Origin of the sequence: Nonomuraea sp. NPDC050783, assembly GCF_040802095.1 — a bacterium.
Classification (GTDB): Bacteria; Actinomycetota; Actinomycetes; order Streptosporangiales; family Streptosporangiaceae; genus Nonomuraea.
The window spans coordinates 781,116-806,982 of record NZ_JBFAHK010000001.1 but is presented as its reverse complement, the minus strand read 5'-3'; the positions used below and the strand labels follow the sequence as shown (position 1 = coordinate 806,982).

Genomic DNA, 25,867 nt, shown 5'->3' with positions numbered 1-25,867 from the left:
GGTCAGCCCTTGGCCGCCAGCATCGTGTTGGCCTTGGCCTCGGCGTCGGCGAGGAGCTGGTCCACGCTCGCGTCCTTGCGGCTCAGCACGCCCGACATGGGCACGTCGAGGATGGCGTACAGCTCCTGCGCGTGCGGGGGCTCGGCCTTCGGCGGGATGGTCGCGGCGGCGTCCACGTAGGTCTGGTAGTTGGCGACCGGCAGCGAGGCGTTCTTCACCCGGTCCTCCTGGATGGCCTTGCCGGTGGGCGAGTCGCCGTAGACGGCGTTGTCCGGCACGCCGACCGGGTTGCCGATGGCCTTGCCGCGGGCGAAGTCGAAGCGGCCCTTGCCCACGGTGTTGAAGCGGAAGTCGATCCACTCCATGCCGGCCTTGGCCTGCTCCGGCGTGGCCTTCGGGTTGATCATGTACGCCTCGCCGCCGCTCAGCGACGCCTTGGCCTCGGGAAAGCCGGTGATGCCGTAGTCGCCGACGTTGCCCTTGAACTTGGTGACCACGTCGGTGACCACGTCGGGCGCGCCCAGCATCATGCCGACCTTGCCGCTGCCCATCGCCATCATCAGCGACTCCCAGCCGACCAGGAGCTTGCTGCCCATGCTGTTGTCCACCCAGCGCATGTCGTGCAGGTTCTGCAGCACGGCCTTGCCCTCGGGCGAGTTGAAGGCGGCCTTCTTGCCGTCGGGCGTCAGGACGGCGCCGCCGCGGCCGTAGACGGCCTGGGTGAAGTGCCAGCCGCCGGTGTTGCCGCCGGAGTACTCGCCGTAGCCGACGTAGCCGGCGCCGAGACCGGCGATCTTCTTGGCCGCCTCGCGGACCTCGGCCCAGGTCTTGGGCGGGTTGTCGGGGTCGAGGCCGGCCTTGGTGAACAGGGCGCGGTTGTAGACCAGGCCGACGCTGTAGTGGACGTTGGGGACGCCGTAGACCTTGCCGTCCTTGGTGAGCAGCTCGCGGTGGTCGGGGCGCAGGTCGTTCCAGTTCTTGACCAGGCTGGTGTACTGCGTGATGTCGAGGGCCTGGCCCTGCGCGATGACGTCGCCGTAGTTCGTCATGGGCACCACGAAGACGGTCTCCATCTGGCCGCCGGCCAGCTTGGGGCCGAACGTCTTGGGATCGAAGCACGGCTGCTGGTCCGTGCTCTTCACCGTCACGCCGGGGTGCGCCTTCATGAACGCGGCCACGTCGTCGTCCCAGGCCTGCCGGTCCTTGGGGGCGGTCTTGGCGGGCTGGCAGGCGACGGTGATCGTCACGTTCGCGGCGCCGCCCGAGGCCGACGACCGGGGCGACTCGCCGGAGCCACAGGCGGTGGCCGAGATGCCGAGCGCGGTTACGAGCAAGAGTCCGGTGGATCTCCGCATGGTCTGACCCTTCTGGTGCGAGGTGCCCACACCATAGGATCAGCGACACAACTCCGCAATATTCCGACACCCGATTGCAAGATAACGACTGTGTTAAGCAGGGCAGCGGGCGGTGGACGCGCGGACCACCAGCTCCGGCTCGAACAGCAGCTCGTCCGCCGGCACCACCGCCTTGTCGATCTGCGCCACCAGCAGGTCCACCGCGGCCCGGCCCATCGCGTCGATCGGCTGGCGGACCGTGGTCAGCGGCGGCTCGGTGCAGTTCATCAGCGCGGAGTCGTCGAAGCCGATGACCGAGATGTCGGCCGGCACCGCGAGCCCGGCGCGACGGGCGGCCCGCACGGTGCCGAGCGCCAGCAGGTCGCTCGCGCACACCACGCCGGTCACCCCGCGCCGGACCAGGCGGGCGGCGGCCGCGTGCCCGCCCTCCAGGGAGAACATCGTGTGCTCGACCAGCTCGCCGTCGCCGCCCTCGGCCAGGAAGGTCTCCAGTTTGCGCCGCGAGGGCACGTGGTCCTTGGGCCCCAGCACCATGCCGATGCGCTCGTGGCCGAGGGCCCGCAGGTGGGCGACGGCCATCTCGGCGGCCACGGCGTCGTCGCAGGAGACCTGCGGGAAGTCCAGCCGCCGGACGGCGGCGTTGACCAGGACCGTCGGCAGCTTGCGCTCGTGCAGCAGCTCGTAGTGCCCGTGCGCGGCGTCGGCCTGGGCGTACAGGCCGCCGGCGAAGACCACGCCGCTGACCTGCTGCTGGAGCAGGAGGTCCACGTAGTCGGCCTCGGAGACGCCGCCGACCGTGCGGGTGCACAACACCGAGGTGAACCCCTGCTGGGCCAGGGCGCCGCCGACCACCTCGGCGAAGGCGGGGAAGATCGGGTTCTGCAGCTCGGGCAGCACCAGGCCGACCAGCCGGGCCCGGTCGCCGCGGAGCTGGGTGGGGCGTTCGTAGCCGAGCACGTCGAGGGCGGTCAGCACGGCCTCGCGGGTCGCGTCGGAGACCCCCGGCTTGCCGTTGAGCACCCGGCTGACGGTCGCCTCGCTCACCCCGACCTTCTTGGCCACCTCTGCGAGTCGTCGTGTCATGCGCAAACTATACGACCTGGAGCGCAAGCGCTTGCAACGGCTTACGTGGATCGGACGACGCGGCTTGCGTCCTCACTGAACGGGTTTCCGGCTTCCCCTTCCGGGCTTGACCAGCCGCGAAGGCGATCACTTCCCGACTTCTGGCCGTCCACTCTTTGCGAAATACAGTCGAAATATTGCGGCCATCTGCTCGGCATCTTATGGTTCGGCCATCTGCCTCCCCCGAAGGGCCACCCCCATGAGAGCTGTCCTAGCCGCCCTTTCGTTAGCCATCGGACTCCTCGCAGCCCCCGCCGCCGCCCACGCGGCGGCCGACACCAACCTCGCCGCGGGCAAGCCCGCCACCGCCAGCAGCTTCACCGACGTCTACCCGGCCGCCAACGTGACCGACGGCAATCAGGCCACCTACTGGGAGTCGGCCAACAACGCCTTCCCGCAGTGGGTCCAGGTCGATCTCGGCACCGACGCGAGCGTCAACAGGCTCGTGCTCAAGCTGCCGAGCGGCTGGCCCGGCCGCACCCAGACGCTGACCGTCCAGGGCAGCGCGAACGGCTCGTCGTTCACCACCCTCGCCGCCTCGGCCACCTACACCTTCAACCCCACGGCGACCGTCACCCTCACCCCGGCGACCACCCGATACGTGCGCCTGCAGATCACCGCCAACACCGGCTGGCCCGCCGGCCAGCTCGCCGAGCTGGAGGTCTGGGGCACCGCGGACGACGGCCCGCCGCCGACCGGCGCCGACCTGGCGCTGGGCAAGCCGATCACCGAGTCCTCGCACACCCACACCTACGTGGCCGCCAACGCCAACGACGGCAACGTGCAGACCTACTGGGAGAGCGCCTCCTACCCCGGCCAGCTCACGGTCCAGCTCGGCGCCAACGCCGACCTGACCTCGATCACGCTCAAGCTCAACCCGGACGCGGCGTGGGCCAGGCGCACGCAGACGCTCCAGGTCCTCGGCCGCGAGCAGAGCGCCACCTCCTTCACCAGCCTGGTGGCCTCCGCGACCTACACCTTCGACCCGGCGAGCGGCAACTCGGTGACCATCCCGGTGACGGGCAGGGCCGCCGACGTGCGGCTGCAGTTCACCGCCAACTCGGGCGCGCCGGGCGGGCAGGTCGGCGAGTTCCAGATCTTCGGCTCCCCGTCGGCCAACCCCGACCTCACCGTGTCGAACCTGACGGCCAGCCCGTCCGCGCCGGTCGAGACCGACGCCGTCACGCTGTCGGCCACCGTCAGGAACGCGGGCACCGCCGGCTCCGCCGCGACCTCGGTGAGCTTCTACGCGGGCACGGCCAAGGTCGGCACCGCCGGTGTGGGCGCGCTGGCGGCGGGCGCGTCGGCCACCGTGACCGCGGGCATCGGGGCCCGGGACGCCGGGACGTACCAGCTCTCGGCCAAGGTGGACGAGGACGGCAAGGTCGTCGAGCTGAACGAGGCCAACAACACCACCACCGGCACGCTCACCGTCCGGCCCGTGGACACCGCCGACCTGGTCGCCTCCCCCGTGGCCTGGACGCCGGGCAACCCGGCCGCCGGCGCCACGGTGACGTTCACCGTCGCGATCAGGAACCAGGGCACGGTCGCCTCCAGCGCGTCCGCCCACGGCGTCACGCTCACCGTCCTCGACGCCTCCGGCGCGGTCGTGCGCACCCTGACCGGCTCGGCGAGCGGCGCGATCGCGGCCGGCGCGACCACCGCCCCGATCACCCTGGGCACCTGGACCGCGGCCAACGGCAAGTACACGATCAGGACCGTGCTCGCCGCCGACTCCGCCGAACTGCCGGTCAAGCGCGCCAACAACACCAGCGAGCTGCCCCTGTTCGTGGGCCGCGGCGCGAACATGCCCTACGACACCTACGAGGCCGAGGACGCCGTGACCGGCGGCGGCGCGACCCGCGTCGGCCCGAGCAGGGAGGTCGGCACGATCGCCGGCGAGGCGTCCGGGCGGCGCGCGGTCACGCTCGCCCAGACCGGCGCCTACGTCGAGTTCACCACCCGCGCGGACACCAACACCCTGGTCACCCGCTTCTCCATCCCCGACGCGCCGGGCGGCGGCGGCATCGACGCCACGCTGAACGTCTACGTCAACGGCGCCCTGCTCAAGGCCCTCCCGCTGACCTCGCGCCACGCCTGGCTCTACGGCGCCGAGGCGAGCCCGAACAACAACCCCGGCTCCGGCCCGCCCCGCCACATCTACGACGAGGCCAACCTGCTGCTCGGCACCACCGTGCCGAAGGGCAGCAAGATCCGCCTCCAGAAGGACGCCGCCAACACCAGCACCTACGCCATCGACTTCATCGACCTCGAACAGGCCACCCCGGTCGCCAACCCGGACCCGGCCAAGTACGCCGTCCCCGCCGGCTTCACCCACCAGGACGTCCAGAACGCCCTGGACAAGGCCCGCATGGACAGCAGCCTGACCGGCGTCTACCTGCCCGCCGGCGACTACCAGACCTCCTCGAAGTTCCAGGTCTACGGCAAGGCGGTGCGGATCGTCGGCGCGGGCCCGTGGTTCACCCGCTTCCGCTCCCCCGCCGGCCAGGAGAACACCGACGTGGGCTTCCGCACCGAGGCGTCGGCCAACGGCTCGACGTTCCAGGGCTTCGCCTACTTCGGCAACTACACCTCGCGCATCGACGGCCCCGGCAAGGTCTTCGACTTCTCCAACGTGGCGAACATGACGATCGACAACGTCTGGATCGAGCACCAGGTGTGCATGTACTGGGGCACGAACACCGACAACATGACGCTGAGGAACGCGCGCATCCGCGACACCTTCGCCGACGGCCTGAACTTCACCAACGGCAGCACCGGCAACCACGTCGTCAACATCGAGACCCGCGCCACGGGCGACGACAGCTTCGCGCTGTTCTCGGCCACCGACAACAACCCCGGCGAGCAGTACGGCAACGTCTTCGAGAACCTGACCTCGCTGCTCACCTGGCGGGCCGCGGGCCTGGCCGTCTACGGCGGCTACGACAACACCTTCAGGAACATCTACGTGGCCGACACGCTCGTCTACGCGGGCGTGACGATCAGCTCGCTGGACTTCGGCTACCCGATGCACGGCTTCGGGGCGAGCCCGCCCACGGTGTTCGACGACATCTCGCTGGTCAGGGCGGGCGGTCACTTCTGGGGGCAGCAGACGTTCCCGGCGATGTGGCTGTTCTCCTCCTCGAAGGTGTTCCAGGGCATCCGCGTCAGCGACCTGGACATCGTGGACCCGACCTACAGCGGGATCATGTTCCAGACCGGCTACTCGAACCCGTCCACGCCGCTGAACCCGATCAAGGACACGTCCTTCACGAACGTGTCCATCAGCGGGGCGCGGAAGAGCGGTGACGCCTTCGACGCCAAGTCCGGCTTCGGGATCTGGGTGAACGAGCTGCCCGAGCCCGGCCAGGGCCCGGCGGTCGGGTCGGCGACGTTCACCGGCCTGCGCTTCGCCGACAACGCCCAGAACATCAGGAACACGACCTCGACGTTCACGCTCACGATCAACTGACCGCCGCCGGCGACGACTGACCGCCGCTCGCGAGCGGTCACAACACGCCGCTGGCTCCAGCTCGACACGCCACTGGCTCCAGCTCAACACGCCACTGGCTACAGCTCGGCCCTGGTGGGCAACCCCTGCCAGTCGCTGACGTCCGTTACCGCGGCGGCGCTCAACAGCGCCCCGCGGTACAGGCGTTCCTGCGGGGTCAGGCCGTCCAGGGCGGCGCTGATGTAGCCGGCCGCGAACGCCTCCCCCGCGCCCGACGGGTCCACGACCGGCACCTGCCAGCCCTGCACGTCGTAACGCATGCGGTCGGCGCGCACGGCGGCGCCCTTCGCGCCGCGGTCCACGACGACCTCCCGCTCCGGCGTCAGGGCGGGCTTGACGAGGTCCAGCTCGTCCTGGCGCAGGAAGAGCAGGTGCGCGGCGCAGGCCAGCTCGCTCAGCACCTCCTCGGCCTCGCGTACCGACGGCCACAGCTCGGGGACGTACTCGACGGCGAAGGAGATCACCACGCCGGCGTTGCGGGCGGCGCTGACGGCGGCGCGCACGGCGTCCTGGGCGTCGATGCCGAGCGCGGCCGTGACGCCGGTCACGTGGAGCATCCTGGCCGCGCCCACCCGGTCGATGGGGACGTTGCCCGGCGCCAGGCGCGAGCCGGCCGACCCGGCACGGTAGTGGGCCGTGCGCGGCTCGCGGCCGACGCGGCTCTCCCGGAGCACCAGGCCCGTCCGCAGCCCTTCGGACACCCGCATGTCCGCCACGTCCACGCCCTCGCCCCTGAGCACGGTCATGGCCCGCGCGCCCAGCTCGTCGTCGCCCACCTTGCCCAGGTACGCGCAGCGGTGACCGAGCCGGGCCAGGGCCACGGCCAGCGTGAACTCCGGCCCGCAGACGTCCATCCTGGCCTCGGCCTCGTGGCGGACCCGGCCGCTGGAGACGACGCCGAGCGGCTCGCCGAGCGTGTAGACGTCCGTCATGGGGGAGACTGTAGTTGGTCAAGTCATCTCAAAACGGATTTTGGTGCATACGCCCTGGTTAAAGCCGTGATCAAATATTTTTCGTAACTTTAGCCAACCTTTTCCCCATCTAGTGCCTCAAAGTAGTAGAGGGAGTCCGGCACCCCGGGCCGGCTCTGAAGCGATACGGGGAGAGGAATCAGCACCCTCATGAGAAAGATCGCAGTGGGTTTCGTCTCCGCCCTCGTGGGCGGGACCATGATCGTAACCGGGGCGGGGGCCGCCTCCGCCACCACCACCAAGGCGGACACCCGCCTGTACATCCGCAGCGTCACGCCGAACCCGGTGGTCGTGAAGAAGGGCGAGGAGAGCACCGCCTACATTCACGTCCGGGCCGGCAGTGACGTCGAGAAGGTCGAAGTGAGCGTCGCGCCGGTGGACGGCGTCCGCACGTTCGCCGCCAAGAGCGTCAAGCCCCTGGAGAGCTGGCGGTTCTCCGTCGGCTTCACCGACGCCGACCCGGCCGGCAAGTGGAAGGCCACGGCGGTCGCGTTCGACAAGGCCGGCAAGCAGGTCTCGACGGACGACGCCTTCTTCTCGGTCGAGCTCGCCAAGACCAAGGCCGACACGCGCGTCTCGCGCTTCAGCGCCGAGCCGTACAAGGTCCGCAAGGGCAGGTCGATCTCCTTCTCCGGCCGTCTCCAGGTGGATGACCACCGCTGGGAGGGCGTCCGCGGCGAGAAGGTGAACATCTACTACCGGGCCAACGGTCACAGCGGCTGGAAGTGGGTCACCTCCACCACCACGAAGTGGAACGGCAAGTTCTACGCCACGACCAAGGCGTACAGGAGCGGCTGGTTCCGCGCCTCGTTCGCCGGTAACGACGAGCTCAACGGTTCCACGAGCAGCGCCGACTACGTGCGCGTCTACGGTTCCTGGTGGCGCCACTGACCCGCGGGTCAGGCCACTGACGAACACACCCGAGGCCCGGTCCCCGCGAGGGGGCCGGGCCTCCGGCTTCTCCGATCTTCCGCCGGCCGCGAGGTTTAGCGATCACCGGATCGCCGCAGGGTAGGTCTCATTGCCGTGACCGTCCGCCGGAAGGAGCCACCGCATGCCGCATCCCCTCGTCGCCCTGGCCCTGAGCATGGCGAGCACGCTGGGATCGGCCCCCGCGCCCGCCGCCGCCGAGCCGGCCGTGCGCTACGAGCCCGCCGGTTCGCCCGGCGCCGAGCAGGCCAGGCGGCTGCTCCAGGACAGCGGCGCGCTGCGTACCGGGATCAGGCTGCCCGAGCCGGTCGAGGTCGTCGCCCGCGACTGCGGTGAGCCGGCCGCGACCTGGGACGCCGGGCAGCGCCGCATCACGATCTGCTACGCGCTCGTGGACGAGGTGCGCCGCACGCTGGACGGCATCTCCACCACCGAGGAGGCCGACGACCGCACCGCCGAACGCCGCGTCGAGGCCGCGCTGGCCGCGCTCTACCACCACCAGCTCGGCCACGCCCTGGCCACCATGAACGGCCTGCCCGCCGGCGGCGAGGGCCAGGCCGACCAGCTCGCCGCGCTCACGCTCGCCGCCGACCGGCCCGCGGACGCGGTGCCCGCCGCCGAGGCCCGCCACCTGCTCGCCGCCGGGCACGGCGGCCTCGACCACCTGAAGGGCACCGCGGAGTCCGCCACGTTCGGCTGCCTGCTGTACGGCGCCGACCCCGCCGCGAACGCCGCCATCGCGAAGGGCGGCTGGGTCCCCGCCCAGCGGGCGCCCTCGTGCGCCGCCGAGTACGAGCGGGTCAGGGCGGCCGTCGGCTCGCTCGTCGTCAAGGGGCCGTGAAAATCGTGACGTAAGGGGTAGCGTCCCGGTATGGCTGAGGACGATCCGCTGCGTGACTTCGACCCCTTCGACATCTTCGACGCCGAGGCGGCCCGCCTCGATCGTTTCTTCAGCGGCCTGGACGAGAGCGGCTGGGCGCGGCCGTCCCGCTGCGAGGGCTGGAGCGTCCGCGACGTGCTCGCGCACCTGGCGGGCGAGGAGATGTACAACCACGCCTGCCTGGACGGCACCGTGCAGGAGCTGATGGGCCGGCTGTCGGACGAGGGCATCACGGGGTTCAACGACTTCAACGAGTGGTGCGTGCGCCGGCGCCGCGACCTGCCGGTCGAGGAGGTCCTGGCGGAGTGGCGCACCAAGAACGGCGAGACCCGGCGGCGCATGCGCGAGCTGGGCCCTGACGCCACGCTGCAGACCATGGCCGGGCCGTACCCCAACGGGCTCCAGACCTTCCACTACGACTCCGAGTACGCCACCCACGCCGACGACGTCGGGGCTCCGGTGGCGGAGGAGGAGGCCGACGGCAGGACGTTGTGGCGGGTCGCGGTGGGCCGCTTCGCGCTGGGCGAGCGGGACTCCAAGGTGCAGGTCGAGCAGACGGCCGAGCAGGTCTGGGTGGCGGCGGACGGTGCGACGGCGACGCTGTCGTACCCGGAGTTCGTGGCGGCCACGGTGGGGCGCCTGCCCGCCTCGCACGGGCTCGACCCGCGGCTGGCCTCGGCTCTGAGGTGCCTGGCCTGAGCTTCTGCGAAGGGGGCCATCATGTGGTTGCGCGACCGTTCGGGGACGGAGCCGCTGACCGCGCGCAGCCCGCTGCGCGCCCGGCGGGTCCTGTCGCTGGTGGTGCTGGTGCTCGGCGTCGTCGCGGCGGTGTTCTTCGCGATCCGGGCCATGAGCACGGGTGAGGAGGTCTGGCGCTGGGAGGCGGCCGTCGCGGGCGCGGTGGCGATCATCGCCGCCGTCGACCTGCTGGTCCTGCGGCACCGGCGCCGCTCCGGCGAGTAGCCCGGCTCAGGTGTCGAGCACAGCCCGGCTCAGGTGTCGAGCACGGCCCGGCTCAGGTGTTGAGCACGGCGAGCAGCAGCAGGACCATCACCAGGACGGCGCCCACGAGGACCGCCCACGGGTGGGCCAGCGCCCATCCGCGCACGCGGTCGCCGCAGGGACGTTGCGGCAGGCCGTCGCCCGCCTCGATCCTGTTGATGGCCGCCACGCGCCTGGCCAGCTCGGGATCCTCTCGCTCCAGGGCCTGCTCGATCTGGGCGAGGATGCGGCGTTCCCTTCCAGAGAGACCCATCACTCCACCACTGCTGCTGCTCTCACGCCGGTGGAGGACTTTTACCCGCCGGTAGCCCCGGCATGCCCGCTCTTTACCATGCTCTCCGCGCCATACTCTCCGGGTCATGCTCTCCGCGCTCCCCGGCGCGGCGGGCCGCCGCACCGGGGACGGAGGGTCACTTGCGGCCGTAGCGCTGGTTGAAGCGCTCGACGCGGCCGGCGGTGTCGAGGATGCGGCCGCGGCCGGTGTAGAAGGGGTGACTGGCCGACGACACGTCCACGTCGACGACCGGGTAGGTCTTGCCGTCCTCCCACTCGACCGTCCGGTCGCTGGTGAGGGTGGAGCGGGTGAGGAAGGCGAACCCGACGCTGGGGTCGCGGAAGACCACGGGACGGTACGCGGGGTGCAGGTTCTTCTTCATGTCCCTCTCAACCGGATGGCAACGGTTTTCATTCCCGCGCTTCGGGACCGGACCCGGGCATCATCCGGCGGGTCCGGGGAACGATCCGTGGGTGATCACCGGCCCCCGTCCGAGGGCGCTGACCCGCATGGTCGGCGCGCTCGCGATCACCCAGACCGCCGGCTACGGCGTGCTCTACTACGCCTTCTCGGTGTTCATCCCGCCGATGTCGCGCGACCTGGACGCCGGGGTCGCCCAGCTCACCGGCGCGATCACGCTGTCGGTGCTGGTCTCGGGGATGGTGGCGCCGGCCGTCGGGCGCTGGCTGGACCGGCGCGGCGCGCGCGGGCTGATGACGGCCGGCTCGCTGCTGGGTGCGGCGGCCGTGCTGGCGTGGTCGCAGGTGCGCTCGGTGGCGCAGCTCTACCTGGTGTGCGCGGTGCTGGGGGTGGCCTCGGCGGCGGTGCTGTACGAGGCGGCGTTCGCGGTGATCGTCGCCTGGTTCGGGCCGGAACGGCGGGCGCGGGCGCTGCTCGCGGTCGCGGTGGTCGCCGGGTTCGCCTCCACCGTCTTCCTGCCGCTGACCGGCTTCCTCGTCGACCGGTACGGCTGGCGGCAGGCCCTGGTCGTCCTGGCCGTCCTGTACGCGCTGGTCGCCGTGCCCCTCCACGCCCTCACCGTGCGCGACCGGCGCGGGCCCGCGCACGTCCGCCGGGGGGAGATCGTCGGGGCGGCGCTGCGGGAGCGGCCGTTCTGGCTGCTGGCGGCCGGGTTCCTCAGCCAGACCGGGGCGGTGTCGGTCATGGGGGTGCTGCTGGTGACGTACCTGATCGCGCTCGGGCACCCGCCGGTGTTCGCCGCGAGCGTGGCCGGGCTGCTCGGGGTGCTGTCGGTGACGGGCCGGCTGGTCACCACGGGGCTGCAGGCACGCTGGCGGACGGCGATGGTCACGGCGGTCATGTTCGGGCTCCAGGGGCTGGCGGCGGTGCTGCTGCCGCTGGCCGGGCGCAGCGCGGCGGGGGCCGTGGCGGCGGTGGTGCTGTTCGGGCTGGGGTTCGGGGTGGCCACGATCGCCCGGCCCGCGCTCGTGGCCGACCGCTACGGCACGGCCGCGTACGCGTCGCTGAGCGGCGCCCTGGCGCTGCCGATCACCGTGGCCAAGGCCGTCGCGCCGCTCGCGGCGGCCGGGATCGCGGAGGTCGCCGGATTCCCGGCGGTCATGGGGGCGGTGGCGGCGGCCTGCGCGCTCGGAGCGCTGGCGCTGGTGGCCTACGATCGGCAGGGGAACGCGGGCGGCGCGCGCGCCCCTTGACACCGGCGGGCCGGGGGCCCGGCGCATCGGGGGCTCCCGCTCGCCCTCCGCTGAAATCACGAACCGTCCGCCCTCCGACACGTAAGGTAGCCGCATGGATACCCCCATCGAGGTTCTGCACCGCGTGTTCGGCTACGACGCGTTCCGGCCGGGGCAGCAGGAGATCATCGACCACGTCGTGTCGGGCGGCGACGCGCTCGTCCTCATGCCCACCGGCGGCGGCAAGTCGCTCTGCTACCAGATCCCCGCCCTGGTGCGCCCCGGCGTGGGGGTGGTCGTCTCGCCCCTCATCGCGCTGATGCAGGACCAGGTCGACGCGTTGCGCGCGCTCGGCGTCCGGGCCGGTTTCCTCAACTCCACCCAGGATCTCGACGAGCGCCGCCTCGTGGAGGCCGAGTTCCTGTCCGGCGAGCTCGACCTGCTCTACCTCGCCCCCGAGCGGCTGCGCGTCGAGACCACGATGCGGCTGCTGGCCAAGGGCCGGATCTCGGTGTTCGCGATCGACGAGGCCCACTGCGTGGCGCAGTGGGGCCACGACTTCCGCCCCGACTACCTCGCGCTGTCGGAGCTGCACGAGCGCTGGCCGGAGGTGCCGCGCATCGCGCTCACGGCCACCGCCACCCCCGCCACGCACGCCGAGATCTCCTCCCGGCTCGGCCTCGACCAGGCCCGCCACTTCGTGGCCAGCTTCGACCGGCCCAACATCCACTACCGCATCACGTCCAAGGCCGAGCCGAAGAAGCAGCTCCTCGAGTTCCTGCGCGCCGAGCATCCGGGCGAGTCCGGCATCGTCTACTGCCTGTCGCGCTCCTCGGTGGAGAAGATCGCCGAGTTCCTGGTGGAGCACGGCATCGCCGCGGTGCCCTACCACGCGGGGCTCGACGCCCGCACCCGCGCCGCCCACCAGGCCCGCTTCCTGCGCGAGGACGGCCTGATCGTGGTCGCCACCATCGCCTTCGGCATGGGCATCGACAAGCCCGACGTGCGCTTCGTGGCCCACCTCGACCTGCCCAAGTCGGTGGAGGGCTACTACCAGGAGACCGGGCGGGCGGGGCGCGACGGGCTGCCGGCGACGGCGTGGATGGCCTACGGCCTTCAGGACGTCGTCCAGCACCGGCGCATGGCCATGGAGGGCGACGAGGCGCACCGCCGCCGCCAGGTGCTGCACCTCGACGCCATGCTGGCGCTGTGCGAGACCGCGAGCTGCCGCCGGGTGATGCTGCTCGACTACTTCGGCCAGAAGGGCTCCGAGCCGTGCGGCAACTGCGACACCTGCCAGGCGCCGCCCGAGACCTGGGACGGCACCGTCCCGGCCCAGAAGGTGCTCTCGACCGTGCTGCGGCTGGCGAGGGAGCGGCGGCAGAAGTTCGGGGTGGGCCAGATCGTTGACATCCTGCTCGGCAAGAGCACGGCCAAGGTGCTGCAACACGGGCACGACTCGCTGACCGTGTTCGGCATCGGCACCGAGCTGGGCGGCCAGGAGTGGCACGGCGTGGTGCGGCAGTTGCTGGCGCAAGGTCTGCTGGCGGTCGAGTCCGACTACGGGGCGCTGGTCCTCACCGACGCCAGCGCGGCCGTGCTGCGCGGCCAGCGCGAGGTCCTGCTGCGCCGCGACTCCCTCCGGCCGGCCCGCTCCAGAGGCTCCGGTCCGGGGGGCTCCGGGGGCTCCTCGGGCTCGGCCAAGTCCCGGCAGGCGGTCGAGCTGCCCGCCGAGGCCGCCCCGGTCTTCGAGCGCCTCCGCGCCTGGCGCGCCGCCGTCGCCAAGGAGCAGGGCATTCCGGCGTACGTCATCTTCCACGACGCCACCCTCCGCGAGATCGCCACCCACGCCCCGGCCACGCTGGCCGAGCTGAGCACGATCAACGGCGTCGGCGAGAGCAAGCTGGCCAAATACGGCGACCAAGTGCTCCAGCTCCTCCCGGACCCCGCATGACCTCCCCCTCTCCCTCCCCTTCCGTCCCCGCCCCTGAATCCGGCTCCGGTTCCGGCTCCGGTTCCGGCGCGGAGGGGGTGTGGGATCCGTTCGGCACGTTGCGGCGGGCCCTGTGGATCGGTGGCGGGCAGTGGGCCGGCAAGTCGACGGTCGCCCGGCTGCTCGCCGTCCGCCACGGCCTGACCGTCTACCACTACGACTTCCACGACGCCCGCGCCCACGACGATCGCCGCGTCGCCCGCCGCGTGCGCCTCGGCCGGTCCCCCGAGCCACCCGACCCCGACGACGCCTGGGTCAGGACCACCCCTGAGGAGATGGCCGCCAGGTCGCTCGACGACTTCGCCGTCCGCTTCGAATGGGTCCTGGACGACCTGCGGGCCCTGGTCTCCGGCCGCCCCGTCCTCGCCGAGGGCTGGGGCCTGCGTCCCGACCTGGTCGCCCCGCTGCTCCCGGAGCCCAGCCGGATGATCGTCATGGTGCCGACCGACGCCTTCAGGAAACGGCAGCTCGACGTCCTTCCGCGAGCCAGGTCCGTCTCCCACCGGGTCAGCGACCCCGAGCGGGCGCAGCGCAACCGGGTCGAACGCGACCGCCTCCTCGCGGCCGACGCCGTACGGGCGGCCCGGCGGCTGGGCATGCGCGTGATCGAGGTCGACGGCTCCCTCGACGCCGAGGGCATCGCCGACCTCGTCACCGACCACTTCCGTCCGCACCTGAGTCCCTGACGACCTCGACCTCGACCTCGCCGAAGCTCAGCGCCGAAAAGGATGAATCGATCGCTCAATTGACTGGTAGCGTCTGCCCGATGGTGCTTTCCCATGATGTGGGCGGTGATGGCCCGGCCGTGCTGCTCCTGCACGCCGGGGTGTGCGACCGGCGAATGTGGGACGACCAGTGGCGGCCTCTGATCGATGCCGGGTTCCAGGTGATCCGCTGTGACCTGCCCGGCTTCGGGCAGAGCCCGTTGCCCGCTGGGCCGTACACCGACTCCGGCGAGGTGCTGGCTCTCCTTGACACCCTGGGCATCCGCCGGGTGTCGCTGGTCGGCTCCTCCTACGGCGGGAAGGTGGCGCTGGAGGTCGCCGCGAGGCGTCCCGAGCGGGTGGAGGCGCTGGTGCTGCTCGCCGCCGCCCTGCCCGGACACTCGCCGAGCGCCGAGCTGCGCGCGCTCGGAGAGCGCGAGGACGCGTTGATCGAGGCGGGGGATCTGGCCGGGGGCGCGCGGCTGATGGCCGAGAGCTGGCTGGGCCCCGAAGCCGGCGAGTCGGCCGCGCAGGCGGTGTACGAGATGCAACTACGCGCCTACGAGCTCCAGCTCGCCGCCCAGACCACGGAGCCGGTCGAGGGCGAGCCGGTCGAGGGCGCGGTTGAGCTGGCGGCGCTCACGATGCCGTGCCTGGCCGTTTCGGGGGCGTACGACTTGGCCGACTTCCGGCACCCCGAGACCGCCCTGCCCGCCACCGCCCGGCACATCGAGCTGCCGTGGGCGGGCCACTTGCCGAGCATGGAACGTCCCGCCGAGGTCACCGAACTGATCGTCACGTTCCTGCACGAGGTCACGAACGAGTAGCCACCGGGATCAGGCAAAGCCGAACCGGCGGGTCTGATCGCGACGGCCCCTGATCGCGTCGGCGCCTGATCGGCACGGACCCGGATCGGCACGGACCCGGATCGGCACGGACCCGGATCGGGACAGACCCGGATTGAGGCGAGGCCGATTCGGGGCCGGTTCGAGGCGGGGCCGGTTCCAGGCAGGGACCGGTTCCAGGCGGCGCGATTAGACCCGGGGCGGGGTCGGAGCGGGCCGGCTACGCCGGAGTGGGGGCCGGATCGGAGCGGACCCGACCAGGGTGGACCTGACCGAGGCGACCCCGACCGGAGCCAACCCCACCCAGACCGGCCCGACCCGATCCAGGCCAGCCCAACCCGACCCAGCCCAACCCGACCCAGACCGACCCCCCAGACCGATCCGATCGGAGCCGCCCGGATCCAGACCTGCCCGACCGGAGCCGACCCGACCCAAACCGACCCGGCCCAAACCGACCCCACCCAGACCGGCCCAAACCGGCCCCACCCAGACCGGTCCCACCCAGATCGGCCCAGGCCGGTCCCACCCAGACCGGCCCAGGCCGATCCGACCCAGGCCGGCCCCACCCAGGCCGATCCGACTGGGGTGGCGGGGTTGTTCAGGGGGTGGTTTCAGGGGTGAGGTGGGGGCGGCCGGGTGAGGTGGTGGTGGCGACGGCCGCACGAAGAACGGTCGTCGCCACCACGTTGGGCGGCCTGGGTCCGGCGCTCGTGCCGTCGCTGGACCGGCCGGACGTGTTTTCGGCCCGGAACGATGGGTGTGCCCACTTCGATCTTCTCATCGGATCACCCGGACCGGTGCCGGTTTCGCGGGATCGCCCCTGGTTCGCCTGTTCTGCCGTACAGGGCGATCGTACGGCGTCGGCGCGCGACACGCTGGCCCGGGATGCGTTTACTGCCCTGCTGGGAAGGCCCGGCGCCGGGCGAGGTCAGCGGGAGCGGGACGGCCAGGCCGGATCGCGTCCCAGGTAGGCCAGCAGGCGGTCCTCGGCGGGCGCGGCCTCGGGGACGGGGAACGGCGCGGCGAACCGGTACGGCCGGTCGGCCGGCGTCACGAACAGGTGCGCCAGGTCCAGCAGCTCGTCGGCCAGCAGCGGCGGGATCGGATGGCACTCGCCGCAGGCCCGGGCGATGTCCCAGCCGTGCGCGGCGATCTCGATCGCGCCCACGGCGGCCACCATCGGGCTGGTCAGGTGGCGGTCGTCGATGGAGATCAGTTCGCTGGTGAGCGTGCCGGCCCAGGTGCCGAGGAGCTCGGTGGCGTCGTCCCTGACGAACAGGGCCGGGTTGCCGCCGCGGGTGAGCCGCCTGGCGGTGCGCAGGTGGTCGAGCGCCTTCGTGCCGAGGGAGACCTCGCCGGTGGCGGCCTCGTTCAGGGTGCGGAGGGAGTCGGTGACGTGGGTCAGGAGCCGCTCCAGCGGCCAGCCGGCGCACGGCGTGGCGCGGCAGAGCGCGGCCGGTGTCACCACGCGCAGGCTGCCGAGTGTGTAGTCGATCGCCCGTTCCAGCAGGGCCACCCCCGCCGTCAGAGCCCGTTCTCGTTCGCCGTTCATGTCGCCTCCTCCTTCGTACAGACACCAAGAACGGAGGAAAGTCATCGGTGGCACGGGCGGACTGGAGATCGGCGCCCGGGCGGGGCGCCGCCTCTTCTCCGGAGGAGAGCCGCCGGTGGTCGTGCCGGGCTGGATGTCTGAGCTGGTCGCGGGGGTTTTCGCGGCGTCCGTGCTCGCGCTGTTCGGAGTGGCGCTGTTCGGAGTGGCGCTGTTCGGAGTGGCGCTGTTCGGAGTGGCGCTGTTCGGAGTGGCGCTGTCCGGGAGGATGGCGGTGTTGGGGATCCTGTCGGGGGGCGCGATCTTCTTCGACCAGTGGGCGCCGAGGCGGCTCGGGGGCGTTCCGCTGCTCGTGCTGGGGTTCGCGCAGGCGCCCTGGTGGGCGTGCTGCTCCTCAGGAGGCCGGCCGGCCCGTCCGGAAGGCCGGGGACGGGCCGTCCGGGAGGCCGGGGGACGGCCGGGAGGCCGGGAATGGAGGGCGGGCCTGGGCGGTCAGCTTCCCGAGGGTGCGAAGCGTTCGGTGAAGGCGGCTCGGTTCGCCGAGTCCGGCTTCCGGTCCCAGACAGCGAACGTCACGCGCTCGAACGCCCCCGCGAAGCCCCCGCCGTCGCCCAGGTGGGTGTGGAAGGCCGCGGCGACCTCGCGCGGGTCGTTGCGGAACACGCCGCAGCCCCACGCTCCCAGCACCAGCGTGCGGGCGCCGTGGTGCGCCGCCACGGCCAGCACGCGCCCGGCCCGCTCGCGCAGCGCCTGCCGGACGCGCTCGCCCGCGCCCGGGTCGCGGCGCAGCACCTGACCGGCGTTGGGCGCCGGCGAGGTGAGGAACGCCACCAGGTACGGCTCGGCCAGCAGCCGGCCGTCCTCGTCGCGGTGCACCGGCACGCCGGGCGACCAGATGACGCGGTGGCTGTAGAGCAGGTCGGGCGAGGCCCGGTGCGCGGCGTAGTAGTCGGGCGCCCGGAGCAGGCTCGGGTAGAGGAGGGCGTGGCGGCACAGGTCCTCCTCCTGGGCCTTGGCGCCGCCCAGGTAGCCGCCGCCCGGGTTGCGGGCGGAGGCGAAGTTGAGCACGGCGATGCCCGCCGCCCCCTCCTGGTGCAGCCGCCGCGCCGCCCGCAGGCTGCTCTCGCCGGTGACCTCGAAGACCGTGCGGTACGCGCCGGCCTTCGGCTGATCCAGCGCGGTGCCGGGGGGATGGCTGACGGTCGCCGCGGTCATGGCTCGCAGCGCGTCGCACAGGTCCACCACGGTGCCGTCGGCGGCGGAGTAGCGGCCCTCGGCGACGATCCGCTCGTTCTCGGCCGCGACCTCGCGCAGTCTTCCGCTCATGCGTCACCAGCGTAGGCCGTGACCGCCGTCCGGGCGGAACGGTTTTCCGCCGCTCTCCCCCTGCCGCCGGTCAGCGGCGCAACGCGACCAGCTCACCCTTGCCGACGTTGATGGTGGTGACGGTGAGGCGGGACTCCTGCCGGAGCAGGTCGCGCAGCGGGGCGATCTCCTCGGGGTGGGACAGGGCGTTGTCGGCGACGAGGACGCCTCCCTGGCGCAGCACCCGGTAGGGGTGCGGCCACCAGGACGGGTACTCGGGGCGTTCGGCGTCGAGGAAGAGCAGGTCAACCGCGCCGTCCGGCATGCTGGCGAGCGCCGCGCCGCCGTCGGCGACGCGGAACTCCACGTGGTCCTCCAGGCCCGCCTCGGCCACCGTGCGCCGGGCCTGCGCCTGGGCCTCGGCGTCGATGTCCAGGCTCAGGACGTGCCCGCCGACCGCGCGGGCGGCGTCGGCCAGCCACAACGTGGACGCGCCTCGGGAGGTGCCGATCTCCACGACGATCCGCGCGGTGATCGACTGCGCCAGGAACCACAGGAACCGCCCCGCGTCGGGCTCCAGCACCCGCCACCGGTCCAGCCGGTCGTGCTGGGCGGCGTCGTGCCGGGCCGCGGCCTCGTTCAGGTCCTCGATCGTCTTGCGTACCGTCGCGTCCACGGGTAGCAGTCTGCCCTACCGGGACGGAAGCGGGCACGCGGGTCAGCGGCTGAACGCCTCCTCCCGGCGCAGCGGCCCGACGCCGGAGCGGCGACCGGGCTCGCGCGCCGCGTGGCGCTGCCCGGGACCGGGGCCGCCGCGCGCGGCGAGGGCGTCGGCGACGGCGCCGGTGACCAGGCCGTAGACCGACTTGTGCAGAACGTCCACCGCCAGCTCGCGTCTCGGCCAGGTCTGGGGCGGGGCGCCCACGCCGGTGGCGTTCTCCAGGATCTGGTCGCTGGTCAGCCGGACCACGGTGAACATCAGCGAGGACCACGGGCCGCGCAGGCCCGCGTACGCCATGGTCGAGCGCAGCACGCCGACCACGGCGCCCTGGCCGACGTGCATGGCCAGGTTCGTGGCCCGTGAGGCCCGCCCGCGGTGCTCGTCCATGCCGGTCAGCCGTTCGAGCACGCGGGCGGGGACGTAGGAGTCGGGGCGGCCGGTCAGGCGTTGTTCGAGCTTCTCACCGACGGTCATCGCCACCGCCCCCGCCGCGCCGGCGAGCAGCCCTTGCCACAGTACGCGTCTCATCATGACGCCCGGCTACCCGCGGCTCCCCGCGTCACACCGGCGCCCCCGCCCGGCGCCGGCCACCACCGATCGGTCTCGATCACTGCCGATCGGTGCCGATCAGTGCCGCTCGCGCGCCAGGCTCGGGACCGGGTGCTCGCCCTCGGTCTGGAGCCGGTACTCCTCGCCCGACTTGCTGCGGTTCTCCTCGATGACCCGCTCGGAGGGGGCCTTCTCGCCGCCCATGACCGCTTCCTGCATCTTCTCGAAGCGCTCGTGGGCGTCCTGGACGTAGCCGGTGCCGAGGGTCGTGTAGTCGATCTGGGTGGCGATCAGCTCGCGCAGGTACGCCTTGTTCGGCTCGAAGGTCACCGGCTGGGGCAGCTCGGGCGCGCAGACCTGTTCCGGGTCGCGGCCGTCGTGCCGCTTGAACAGCTCGGCCGCCAGCCGCAGGTGCTCCAGCTCCATGTTGAGGTGCAGCTCCCAGATGGCCTTCACCTTGGGGTCGGACTCGGTCTCCATGAACGAGTGGTACAGGTAGCACTCGTTGTACTCGTGGTTGAGCAGCATCTCCCACCAGCTCTCGCCCGGGTCCACCAGGGACTCGTAGTGGGTGACGTGCTCCTCCTCGATCATCCCGATCTCCTGGTAGAGCTGGCGGGCGATCGGCTCCATGTACGTCGGGCCGACGTTCATGTAGAAGTTCATGGTCTGCTGCTCCGCCGCCATGATCGTCAGCGCGTGCAGCTTGCTGAGCGGGGCGGCGGCGCTCTTGTCGTAGGGCTCGCGCACGTTGTCCACCGGGTTGCGGTGGTGCAGGTACGTCGGCCGGCCGGGCATGACCTCGGTGAGCTGGTCGACGATCTTCTCGGCCTTGCGGTGCTCGATCATCTCGTACAGGTTGGAGTACCGGTAGAGGTGGTCGAAGTCCTCCAGCACGCCGAACTGGTACGCCTGCTTGAGGTAGGGGTCGGGCTCCATCCTGGCCACCCAGGCGGTCAGGTCCACGGCCACCTGCTCGTAGGCGATGGTGGTCTCCAGCACCGACGCCAGGCCGGGCAGCAGCCAGTTGACCGCCTTCTGCTGCTGGGCCTCGATGTAGCGGGTGCGGGCGAGCTGCTGCTTGAGCTCGACGTCCGGGCAGTGGCGGGCGAGCTGGTGGCTGAACATGATCGCCTCGACCTCGATGCCGTTCATCGCGATGATGCGGCAGCGCGTGTACGGGTCGGAGTGGTCGGGGTCGATGGGGGTGACATTCAGCTCGCGCCAATTCCTGAGCTGCTTGTCCAGCGGGATTCCCCGCTCTTGGAGGGGGTTGAAGGTCATGGGCGTGCGCTCCTTCGTCCTGGTCGTATGTACCGGTTGGCACGCTGTCCGCCCGCCCTACCCTTTGCGTCCTGACTAAACCCCTTTGCCGGGATCAACAGGGATCGGCCGTCGTTTGACCAGCCCGGCGACGGGCACGCGTTGACCATGGGTACCGAGCTTCCCTTCGTCCCGCCGGACCGCCTGCTTCCACCGGCGAAGCTGCAGCAGGTCGCCCGCGCGGTCGCCGGCCGTCCGGCGCTGTGGCGGGACGGCCTCGACAGGGAGGCCGACCGGCGCACGTACGTCGAGGTGTTCACCAGCGACCACCTGGGCGTCTGGGCGATCTCCTGGATGGCCGACGACCACGACACCGGTTTCCACGACCACGACCGCTCGTGCGGCGCGGTCCACGTCGCGCAGGGCACGATCCGCCACGAGCACCTGCGGCTGGGCGAGCGGCCGGTCGGCGTGGCGGTGCCCGCGGGCGAGGGGTTCTGCTTCGACGAGACGTTCATCCACCGCATGCGCCGTGACCCCGGGGCGGGGCCGACCGTCACCGTCCACGCCTACGCGCCGCCCCTGACCCGCACCGGCCAGTACGGCGAGGCCCACGACGGCCTGCTGCACCGCGTGCCCACCTCCTCCGAGGCCCACCTCTCCCCCAAGGGCGCGCAGGGCACCCCGACATGACGCCGGCCGCGCGGCCGGGTCTTCCGCGCGCGGACCGGTTCCCGAATAGTGGACTCCTGGAGGGAGCACGATGGCACGGCACCGGATGATCCCTCCCGGGAGAGGCGGCACGGCATGCTCGATGACGATCTCGCCGTCAAGCTGAGCGAGCTCGCACGCAGCCTGCGGGAGGAGAACGGTGCCCAGGAGACGCTGGACGCCATCGTGAGCGCGGCCGTGGGCACCGTGCCCGGCGCGCAGTACGCGGGGCTGACAGTCGTCCGGCACCGCAGCGCGCTGGACACCCGCGCCGCCACCGACGAGGTGGTCCGCCAGGTGGACCGCGCCCAGTACGAGACGGGCGAGGGCCCCTGCCTGGACGCCGCCCTCCGCGAGGAGCGGACGGTGCGGATGCCGGACGTGACCACCGAGAAGCGCTGGCCCGCCTTCACCCGGCGGGCCGGCGGCCTCGGCGTGCGCAGCATGCTGTCGTTCCGGCTCTACGTCCAGGACGACAGCCTCGGCGCGCTCAACCTGTACGCCCGCGACCGCGACGCCTTCGGCGACGAGTCCGAACACGTGGGCCAGCTGTTCGCCGCGCACGCCGCGGTCGCGCTGTCCGGCGTGCGGCAGGAGGAGGACCTCGCCCGCGCCATCGCCATGCGCGACCTGATCGGCCAGGCCAAGGGCATCCTGATGGAGCGTCACCGGGTCACCGCGGACCAGGCGTTCACGCTGCTGGTACGCGCCAGCCAGCAGACCAACACCAAGCTGGCCGACATCGCCAGGCGCCTGGTCGACACCGGGGAGCTGGCCGGACGCGGCGGCTGACCCGGCGCGGGCCAGGCGCTCGGGCCAGGCGCGGACCTGGCGCGCAGACCTGGCGCGCAGACCTGGCGGGCCTGGCGGGCCTGGCGGGCGGGGTGGCGGGTCGCTACGCCCGGTGCCGGCGCGGCCTCGGCACGGGTACGACGCCGAGCTGCTCCAGCAGCCCCACGACGCCCAGGACGCGGCGCACCATCCGGCCCACCTCGGGGACCGCCAGCCGGCAACCGAGCTGGGCGGCGTCCTCCTGGCTCGTCACCAGCGCGCTGATGCCGCGCGCGTCGATGAACGTGATGCCGGTGAGGTCCACCTCGATGCGGGCGGGGCGGTGCCGGCGCAGCGCGTCGCGGACGGCGCCGCACAGCGCGCCGGCGGTGCAGGTCTCCAGCTCGCCCCAGGCGATGATCCGGACGGTGGCCTCCGGCCGGTCGTTGATGGTCATGGCGAGGGACAGCCGCGGGCGGCTCATCGCGGAGGAGAGGGCGAACAGGTCGGGGTGCATGGGCACGCTCCGGTGTACAGGACCGGCCGCGTCCCCTCACTGCTGAAGGCAAGGACCGGTCCCCGTGCGAGCTATCCCGTCCCCCGGTCCCTAAACGCGCCGTACCGCGCCGTACCGCGCCGTACCGCGCCGTACCGCGCCGCCGGAACCTTCCGCCGCCTGCGGGTGTAAGGGAGGCGAGGAGGATCGATGAAGTGGATCAGGATGCCGCTCGTGGCGGTGCTGGCGGTGGCGGTGATCGGCGGGTGCGCCTCGGACGGCGGGCGCCCGGCGGCGAGCGCGACGCGTCCCGCGGCCGGCGAGGGGGCGAGCGGGCAGCCCGGCAGCCAGGCGGGCGAACAGAGCGGCAGCCAGCCCGGCGAGCAGAGCAGCCGCCCGGCGGGCGAGCAGAGCAGCCGCCCGGCAGGCGAGCAGAGCGGCCGCCCGGAGGCGGGGGCCACGGCGAGCCCGGCCGCGACCGTCACGGGGGCCGGGTGCGGAGGGACGCCGGTGTTGTCGGGGGGCGGGTTCCTTGAGGTGCGGGGCGCCGGCGACGGGGTGGAGCTGTGGGGGCTGCTGTTCGCGAAGGGGCCGCTGCCGCTGCGGCACGGCGAGGAGGTCAAGATCGTCTGGCGGATGACCGGCGACGGCCCGCTGCGGCAGGTCAGGGCCACCCTTCCGGACGGCACCCGCGCCAAGCTCGCCTGGGGCCCGGAGGAGCACAGCGGCTCGAACTGGCCGCGTCCCGGCCAGGAGTGGGGCACCGGTTTCGTCTTCCCCGAGCGCGGATGCTGGAAGGTCGAGCTGGCCCGCGACCGCGGCCGGGGGCACGCCTGGCTGCTGGTCCGCTGAGCCGCTCGGCTCCGGGCTCCGCGCCCTGAACGGGTCAGGAGGGAGGGGGGCATCGTGCGCCGTCGCGGGCGGCGTCGCGGGCGGCGCGCGGGCGGCGCAGGGCGCGGTCCAGGAACGGGCGGCGGTGGTCAGAGCAGGGCGCGGTCCAGGAAGGCGATGACGTCGTCCAGGACCTCGTCCTTGTTGATCTCGTTGAACACCTCGTGCCGCGCCCCCGGGTAGATCCGCTCGGTGAGGTCCGTGCCGCGCACGGCCTCGATGCCCGCCCGGCTGGGCCCGAGCGGCACGAGCCGGTCGTCCTCGCCGTGGATCCACAGCGTGGGCAGCGCGCCGAACGTCCCGCCCTTGGCGATCGTGGCCAGCGTCGCGGCGAAGGCCTCCAGCGTGGCCCGCTTGAACGGCCCGTGCCAGACCAGCGGGTCGGCGGCGTAGGCGGCGCCCACGGACGGGTCGCGGGAGAGCGTGGCGGGGTCGATGGGGATGTCCGGCAGCTCGTCGAGGGCCAGCAGCGCGGGCACCGCCTCCCACTCCCCGATCACCGGCCCGGACAGCACCAGCGCGGCCAGGCCGGCGCCGTAGCGCTGGGCGTACCTGGCGGCGATCATGCCGCCCATCGAGTGGCCGATCACCACGACCGGGACGCCGGGATGGGCGGCCCTGGCCAGCTCCTCGACCGCGTGCACGTCGGTGACGACGTCCTCGAAGTCCTCGATGAGCACGCGCTCGCCCTCCGACCTGCCGTGCCCGGCGTGGTCGAGGCCGAGGACGGCCGCGCCGTGGCGGACCAGCCGGTCGGCGACGTGCTCGTAGCGGCCGATGTGCTCGCCGTAGCCGTGGACGAGCAGGGCGACGTAGCGGGGGTCGTCGCGCGGCCATTCGCGGACGGTGTTCGCGCCGCGCACGCCGGCGATGACGTGCTCGCGGGACTCGGCCATACGCTCTCCTCGGATCGGGCTGCGGCGAGCGTACGTCTCCCGCCCGTGCCCCCACAACCGCCCCGCGACCGCTTCCGGCCGCGCCGTAGGCTGGGACCCGATGATCCCGTTGCCGATGAGGGAGATCGCGCCGGGCGCGGTGCACGTGCCGGGCTGGCTGAGCATGGACGAGCAGCGCCGCCTCGTCCTGGCCTGCCGCGAGTGGGCCAGGGGCCCGGTGCCGATGCGGCACACCCGGCTGCCCGGGGGCGGCGTGATGTCGGTGCAGACGGTCTGCGTGGGCTGGCACTGGCAGCCCTACCGCTACACGCGCCTGGCCCACGACGTCAACGGCCGCAAGGTCGCCGACTTCCCCGGCTGGCTGGCCGAGCTGGGCCGCCGCGCGGTGGCCGAGGCGTACGGCCGCCCGGCCGACGACTACGCCCCCGACACCGCGCTGGTCAACTTCTACGACGCCGCGGCGCGCATGGGCATGCACCAGGACCGGGACGAGAGGTCCCCCGCCCCGGTCGTCTCGCTCAGCATCGGCGACACCTGCCTGTTCCGCTTCGGCAACACCGAGACGCGCGGCAGGCCGTACACCGACGTGGAGCTGGCCTCGGGCGACCTGTTCGTGTTCGGCGGCCCGTCGCGCCTGGCCTACCACGGCGTGACGAAGATCTACCCGGGCACCGGCGACCCGGCCACGGGCCTGGCCGCCGGCCGGCTCAACCTCACGCTACGGGTCACCGGCCTCCGGTGACGTGACCGAAAGTCACCGGCCTCCGGTGACGTGGTCGAAAGTCACCGGCCCCCGGTGACGTAGTCGAACTCGTCGTCCGACAGGGTGCGCCGCAGCGTCCGCAGCACCTTGTCCGGGTCGTCGCCGGGCTGCTCCATGTAGAACGGCTTGCCGTCGCGCCCGAACGTGATCGCCGAGCCGCCCTCCCACTTGCCGAGCGCGTCGGCCACCGGCGCGAAGTCCTCGTGCGGCTCGAACCCCAGCGTGCGGGCGTGGTCCACGGACCCCAGCACCAGGTGCCTGGCCAGCTCGTACGGCGCCTCCTGCCAGCCGGCGTACTCGCCGAAGAAGTACTCGCGGAAGCGGGCCAGCTCGCGGTCGTCCATGACCTGCGGGCCGATGGCGTTGCGCACGCCCAGGCAGAAGACGTCGGCGAGGTAGCCGGAGACCTCCACCCGGTCCCAGCCGTGCCGGCGGGCGACCAGCACGCACACCATGCCGTCGGCGCCCGACTCGGGCGCCTCGTCGCTCCAGCCGAGCGCCGGGTCCACGCCGAGACCGGCGCTCCAGCCGACGTTGATCCAGCACCCGACCACCTCGGAGGTCGCGCCGCCCGCGCTCTCCGCGGCGATCTCCCTCACCAGCGGAGCCACGACGGACGGCGCCACCTTGAGCGTGCGGGCGATCTCCTTGGGAGAGCGGCCCTGGGCGCGCAGCTCGCGTACCTGGTCCTTCAATTCCGCTTTGTCCACCCG

General features: G+C 72.4%; 26 protein-coding genes. 13 read left to right on the top strand and 13 right to left on the bottom strand.

What is annotated here, in order from left to right:
- Positions 1-2 precede the first annotated feature (2 nt).
- Entirely contained in the window at positions 3-1,334 is a 1,332-nt protein-coding gene (locus tag AB0H75_RS03740; RefSeq protein ID WP_367789749.1) for an ABC transporter substrate-binding protein, read from the bottom strand.
- A 114-nt stretch (positions 1,335-1,448) separates the two neighbouring features.
- Positions 1,449-2,465: a LacI family DNA-binding transcriptional regulator gene (locus tag AB0H75_RS03735; RefSeq protein WP_367789745.1), complete on the bottom strand. Its 1,017-nt coding sequence runs from the start codon at positions 2,463-2,465 to the stop codon at positions 1,449-1,451.
- A gap of 211 nt (positions 2,466-2,676) precedes the next feature.
- Between AB0H75_RS03735 and AB0H75_RS03730 the strand changes: the two genes are divergently transcribed.
- Complete coding sequence (locus AB0H75_RS03730) at positions 2,677-5,949, top strand: discoidin domain-containing protein (protein ID WP_367789742.1); 3,273 nt, start codon at positions 2,677-2,679, stop codon at positions 5,947-5,949.
- A gap of 98 nt (positions 5,950-6,047) precedes the next feature.
- On the opposite strand, the gene AB0H75_RS03725 is transcribed toward AB0H75_RS03730, so the two are convergent.
- Entirely contained in the window at positions 6,048-6,920 is an 873-nt protein-coding gene (locus AB0H75_RS03725) for a sugar kinase (protein ID WP_367789738.1), read from the bottom strand.
- A 189-nt stretch (positions 6,921-7,109) separates the two neighbouring features.
- Between AB0H75_RS03725 and AB0H75_RS03720 the strand changes: the two genes are divergently transcribed.
- The 4 genes from AB0H75_RS03720 to AB0H75_RS03705 all read left to right on the top strand — a co-directional run bounded on the left by AB0H75_RS03720 (position 7,110) and on the right by AB0H75_RS03705 (position 9,732).
- Positions 7,110-7,850, top strand: a complete 741-nt coding sequence (locus AB0H75_RS03720; RefSeq protein ID WP_367789735.1) for a hypothetical protein — start codon at positions 7,110-7,112, stop codon at positions 7,848-7,850.
- 163 nt (positions 7,851-8,013) lie between these two features.
- The gene (locus AB0H75_RS03715; RefSeq protein WP_367789732.1) at positions 8,014-8,730 is read left to right on the top strand and encodes a DUF4344 domain-containing metallopeptidase; all 717 of its coding nucleotides are present in this window, start codon (positions 8,014-8,016) and stop codon (positions 8,728-8,730) included.
- Between the two features lie 30 nt (positions 8,731-8,760).
- Entirely contained in the window at positions 8,761-9,468 is a 708-nt protein-coding gene (locus tag AB0H75_RS03710; RefSeq protein ID WP_367789729.1) for a maleylpyruvate isomerase family mycothiol-dependent enzyme, read from the top strand.
- Positions 9,469-9,489: 21 nt separating this feature from the next.
- Complete coding sequence (locus AB0H75_RS03705) at positions 9,490-9,732, top strand: DUF6343 family protein (RefSeq protein WP_367789726.1); 243 nt, start codon at positions 9,490-9,492, stop codon at positions 9,730-9,732.
- 52 nt (positions 9,733-9,784) lie between these two features.
- Here AB0H75_RS03705 and AB0H75_RS03700 read toward each other — a convergent pair whose 3' ends face one another.
- Together AB0H75_RS03700 and AB0H75_RS03695 are read right to left on the bottom strand one after the other, a co-directional pair.
- Entirely contained in the window at positions 9,785-10,024 is a 240-nt protein-coding gene (locus AB0H75_RS03700; RefSeq protein WP_367789723.1) for a DUF3040 domain-containing protein, read from the bottom strand.
- A 157-nt stretch (positions 10,025-10,181) separates the two neighbouring features.
- A complete protein-coding gene (locus tag AB0H75_RS03695) occupies positions 10,182-10,427 on the bottom strand; it encodes a type B 50S ribosomal protein L31 (protein ID WP_367789719.1) in 246 nt (81 codons plus the stop codon).
- Positions 10,428-10,518: 91 nt separating this feature from the next.
- Between AB0H75_RS03695 and AB0H75_RS03690 the strand changes: the two genes are divergently transcribed.
- From AB0H75_RS03690 to AB0H75_RS03675, 4 genes are all read left to right on the top strand, one after another.
- Complete coding sequence (locus AB0H75_RS03690) at positions 10,519-11,718, top strand: MFS transporter (protein ID WP_367789715.1); 1,200 nt, start codon at positions 10,519-10,521, stop codon at positions 11,716-11,718.
- Positions 11,719-11,812: 94 nt separating this feature from the next.
- Positions 11,813-13,651 carry a DNA helicase RecQ gene (recQ, locus tag AB0H75_RS03685; RefSeq protein ID WP_367789712.1) on the top strand — a complete coding sequence of 613 codons (1,839 nt, stop codon included), beginning with the start codon at positions 11,813-11,815 and terminating at the stop codon, positions 13,649-13,651.
- 77 nt (positions 13,652-13,728) lie between these two features.
- A complete protein-coding gene (locus AB0H75_RS03680; RefSeq protein ID WP_367789709.1) occupies positions 13,729-14,376 on the top strand; it encodes a hypothetical protein in 648 nt (215 codons plus the stop codon).
- A gap of 80 nt (positions 14,377-14,456) precedes the next feature.
- Entirely contained in the window at positions 14,457-15,221 is a 765-nt protein-coding gene (locus tag AB0H75_RS03675) for an alpha/beta fold hydrolase (protein ID WP_367789706.1), read from the top strand.
- 946 nt (positions 15,222-16,167) lie between these two features.
- Here AB0H75_RS03675 and AB0H75_RS03670 read toward each other — a convergent pair.
- The 5 genes from AB0H75_RS03670 to AB0H75_RS03650 all read right to left on the bottom strand — a co-directional run bounded on the left by AB0H75_RS03670 (position 16,168) and on the right by AB0H75_RS03650 (position 20,647).
- Positions 16,168-16,791, bottom strand: coding sequence for a TIGR03086 family metal-binding protein (locus AB0H75_RS03670; RefSeq protein ID WP_367789703.1), 624 nt, complete (start codon positions 16,789-16,791; stop codon positions 16,168-16,170).
- A 489-nt stretch (positions 16,792-17,280) separates the two neighbouring features.
- A complete protein-coding gene (locus AB0H75_RS03665) occupies positions 17,281-18,114 on the bottom strand; it encodes a TIGR02452 family protein (protein WP_367789700.1) in 834 nt (277 codons plus the stop codon).
- A 70-nt stretch (positions 18,115-18,184) separates the two neighbouring features.
- On the bottom strand, positions 18,185-18,769 hold the full coding sequence (locus AB0H75_RS03660; protein WP_367789697.1) for an O-methyltransferase: 585 nt from the start codon (positions 18,767-18,769) through the stop codon (positions 18,185-18,187).
- A 42-nt stretch (positions 18,770-18,811) separates the two neighbouring features.
- Complete coding sequence (locus AB0H75_RS03655; protein ID WP_367789694.1) at positions 18,812-19,345, bottom strand: hypothetical protein; 534 nt, start codon at positions 19,343-19,345, stop codon at positions 18,812-18,814.
- A gap of 96 nt (positions 19,346-19,441) precedes the next feature.
- Complete coding sequence (locus AB0H75_RS03650; RefSeq protein ID WP_367789690.1) at positions 19,442-20,647, bottom strand: hypothetical protein; 1,206 nt, start codon at positions 20,645-20,647, stop codon at positions 19,442-19,444.
- A 147-nt stretch (positions 20,648-20,794) separates the two neighbouring features.
- Between AB0H75_RS03650 and AB0H75_RS03645 the strand changes: the two genes are divergently transcribed.
- Both AB0H75_RS03645 and AB0H75_RS03640 read left to right on the top strand, forming a co-directional pair.
- Positions 20,795-21,319, top strand: a complete 525-nt coding sequence (locus AB0H75_RS03645) for a hypothetical protein (RefSeq protein WP_367789688.1) — start codon at positions 20,795-20,797, stop codon at positions 21,317-21,319.
- A gap of 114 nt (positions 21,320-21,433) precedes the next feature.
- A complete protein-coding gene (locus tag AB0H75_RS03640; protein ID WP_367789685.1) occupies positions 21,434-22,129 on the top strand; it encodes a GAF and ANTAR domain-containing protein in 696 nt (231 codons plus the stop codon).
- Positions 22,130-22,232: 103 nt separating this feature from the next.
- Here AB0H75_RS03640 and AB0H75_RS03635 read toward each other — a convergent pair whose 3' ends face one another.
- Positions 22,233-22,625 carry an STAS domain-containing protein gene (locus tag AB0H75_RS03635; protein WP_367789682.1) on the bottom strand — a complete coding sequence of 131 codons (393 nt, stop codon included), beginning with the start codon at positions 22,623-22,625 and terminating at the stop codon, positions 22,233-22,235.
- A gap of 189 nt (positions 22,626-22,814) precedes the next feature.
- On the opposite strand from AB0H75_RS03635, the gene AB0H75_RS03630 reads away from it, so the two are divergent.
- Positions 22,815-23,456 (top strand): hypothetical protein, encoded by a 642-nt coding sequence (locus AB0H75_RS03630; RefSeq protein ID WP_367789679.1) that lies wholly within the window; start codon positions 22,815-22,817, stop codon positions 23,454-23,456.
- Between the two features lie 128 nt (positions 23,457-23,584).
- Here AB0H75_RS03630 and AB0H75_RS03625 read toward each other — a convergent pair whose 3' ends face one another.
- Positions 23,585-24,391 carry a lysophospholipase gene (locus AB0H75_RS03625; protein ID WP_367789676.1) on the bottom strand — a complete coding sequence of 269 codons (807 nt, stop codon included), beginning with the start codon at positions 24,389-24,391 and terminating at the stop codon, positions 23,585-23,587.
- 100 nt (positions 24,392-24,491) lie between these two features.
- Between AB0H75_RS03625 and AB0H75_RS03620 the strand changes: the two genes are divergently transcribed.
- The gene (locus AB0H75_RS03620) at positions 24,492-25,133 is read left to right on the top strand and encodes an alpha-ketoglutarate-dependent dioxygenase AlkB (protein WP_367789674.1); all 642 of its coding nucleotides are present in this window, start codon (positions 24,492-24,494) and stop codon (positions 25,131-25,133) included.
- 41 nt (positions 25,134-25,174) lie between these two features.
- Here the strand turns inward: AB0H75_RS03620 and AB0H75_RS03615 are convergent, their stop codons facing one another.
- Positions 25,175-25,864 carry a helix-turn-helix domain-containing protein gene (locus AB0H75_RS03615; RefSeq protein ID WP_367789671.1) on the bottom strand — a complete coding sequence of 230 codons (690 nt, stop codon included), beginning with the start codon at positions 25,862-25,864 and terminating at the stop codon, positions 25,175-25,177.
- Positions 25,865-25,867 lie beyond the last annotated feature (3 nt).

Bases quoted from the DNA above. Each gene is read 5' to 3' on its own strand.
- AB0H75_RS03670 (WP_367789703.1), bottom strand. From the start codon at position 16,791: ATGAACGGCGAACGAGAACGGGCTCTGACGGCGGGGGTGGCCCTGCTG.
- AB0H75_RS03675 (WP_367789706.1), top strand. From the start codon at position 14,457: ATGGTGCTTTCCCATGATGTGGGCGGTGATGGCCCGGCCGTGCTGCTC.
- AB0H75_RS03710 (WP_367789729.1), top strand. From the start codon at position 8,761: ATGGCTGAGGACGATCCGCTGCGTGACTTCGACCCCTTCGACATCTTC.
- AB0H75_RS03705 (WP_367789726.1), top strand. From the start codon at position 9,490: ATGTGGTTGCGCGACCGTTCGGGGACGGAGCCGCTGACCGCGCGCAGC.
- AB0H75_RS03640 (WP_367789685.1), top strand. From the start codon at position 21,434: ATGCTCGATGACGATCTCGCCGTCAAGCTGAGCGAGCTCGCACGCAGC.
- recQ (WP_367789712.1), top strand. From the start codon at position 11,813: ATGGATACCCCCATCGAGGTTCTGCACCGCGTGTTCGGCTACGACGCG.
- AB0H75_RS03665 (WP_367789700.1), bottom strand. From the start codon at position 18,114: ATGAGCGGAAGACTGCGCGAGGTCGCGGCCGAGAACGAGCGGATCGTC.
- AB0H75_RS03700 (WP_367789723.1), bottom strand. From the start codon at position 10,024: ATGGGTCTCTCTGGAAGGGAACGCCGCATCCTCGCCCAGATCGAGCAG.
- AB0H75_RS03630 (WP_367789679.1), top strand. From the start codon at position 22,815: ATGAAGTGGATCAGGATGCCGCTCGTGGCGGTGCTGGCGGTGGCGGTG.
- AB0H75_RS03720 (WP_367789735.1), top strand. From the start codon at position 7,110: ATGAGAAAGATCGCAGTGGGTTTCGTCTCCGCCCTCGTGGGCGGGACC.
- AB0H75_RS03625 (WP_367789676.1), bottom strand. From the start codon at position 24,391: ATGGCCGAGTCCCGCGAGCACGTCATCGCCGGCGTGCGCGGCGCGAAC.
- AB0H75_RS03635 (WP_367789682.1), bottom strand. From the start codon at position 22,625: ATGCACCCCGACCTGTTCGCCCTCTCCTCCGCGATGAGCCGCCCGCGG.
- AB0H75_RS03645 (WP_367789688.1), top strand. From the start codon at position 20,795: ATGGGTACCGAGCTTCCCTTCGTCCCGCCGGACCGCCTGCTTCCACCG.
- AB0H75_RS03730 (WP_367789742.1), top strand. From the start codon at position 2,677: ATGAGAGCTGTCCTAGCCGCCCTTTCGTTAGCCATCGGACTCCTCGCA.
- AB0H75_RS03725 (WP_367789738.1), bottom strand. From the start codon at position 6,920: ATGACGGACGTCTACACGCTCGGCGAGCCGCTCGGCGTCGTCTCCAGC.
- AB0H75_RS03650 (WP_367789690.1), bottom strand. From the start codon at position 20,647: ATGACCTTCAACCCCCTCCAAGAGCGGGGAATCCCGCTGGACAAGCAG.
- AB0H75_RS03695 (WP_367789719.1), bottom strand. From the start codon at position 10,427: ATGAAGAAGAACCTGCACCCCGCGTACCGTCCCGTGGTCTTCCGCGAC.
- AB0H75_RS03715 (WP_367789732.1), top strand. From the start codon at position 8,014: ATGCCGCATCCCCTCGTCGCCCTGGCCCTGAGCATGGCGAGCACGCTG.
- AB0H75_RS03655 (WP_367789694.1), bottom strand. From the start codon at position 19,345: ATGATGAGACGCGTACTGTGGCAAGGGCTGCTCGCCGGCGCGGCGGGG.
- AB0H75_RS03620 (WP_367789674.1), top strand. From the start codon at position 24,492: ATGATCCCGTTGCCGATGAGGGAGATCGCGCCGGGCGCGGTGCACGTG.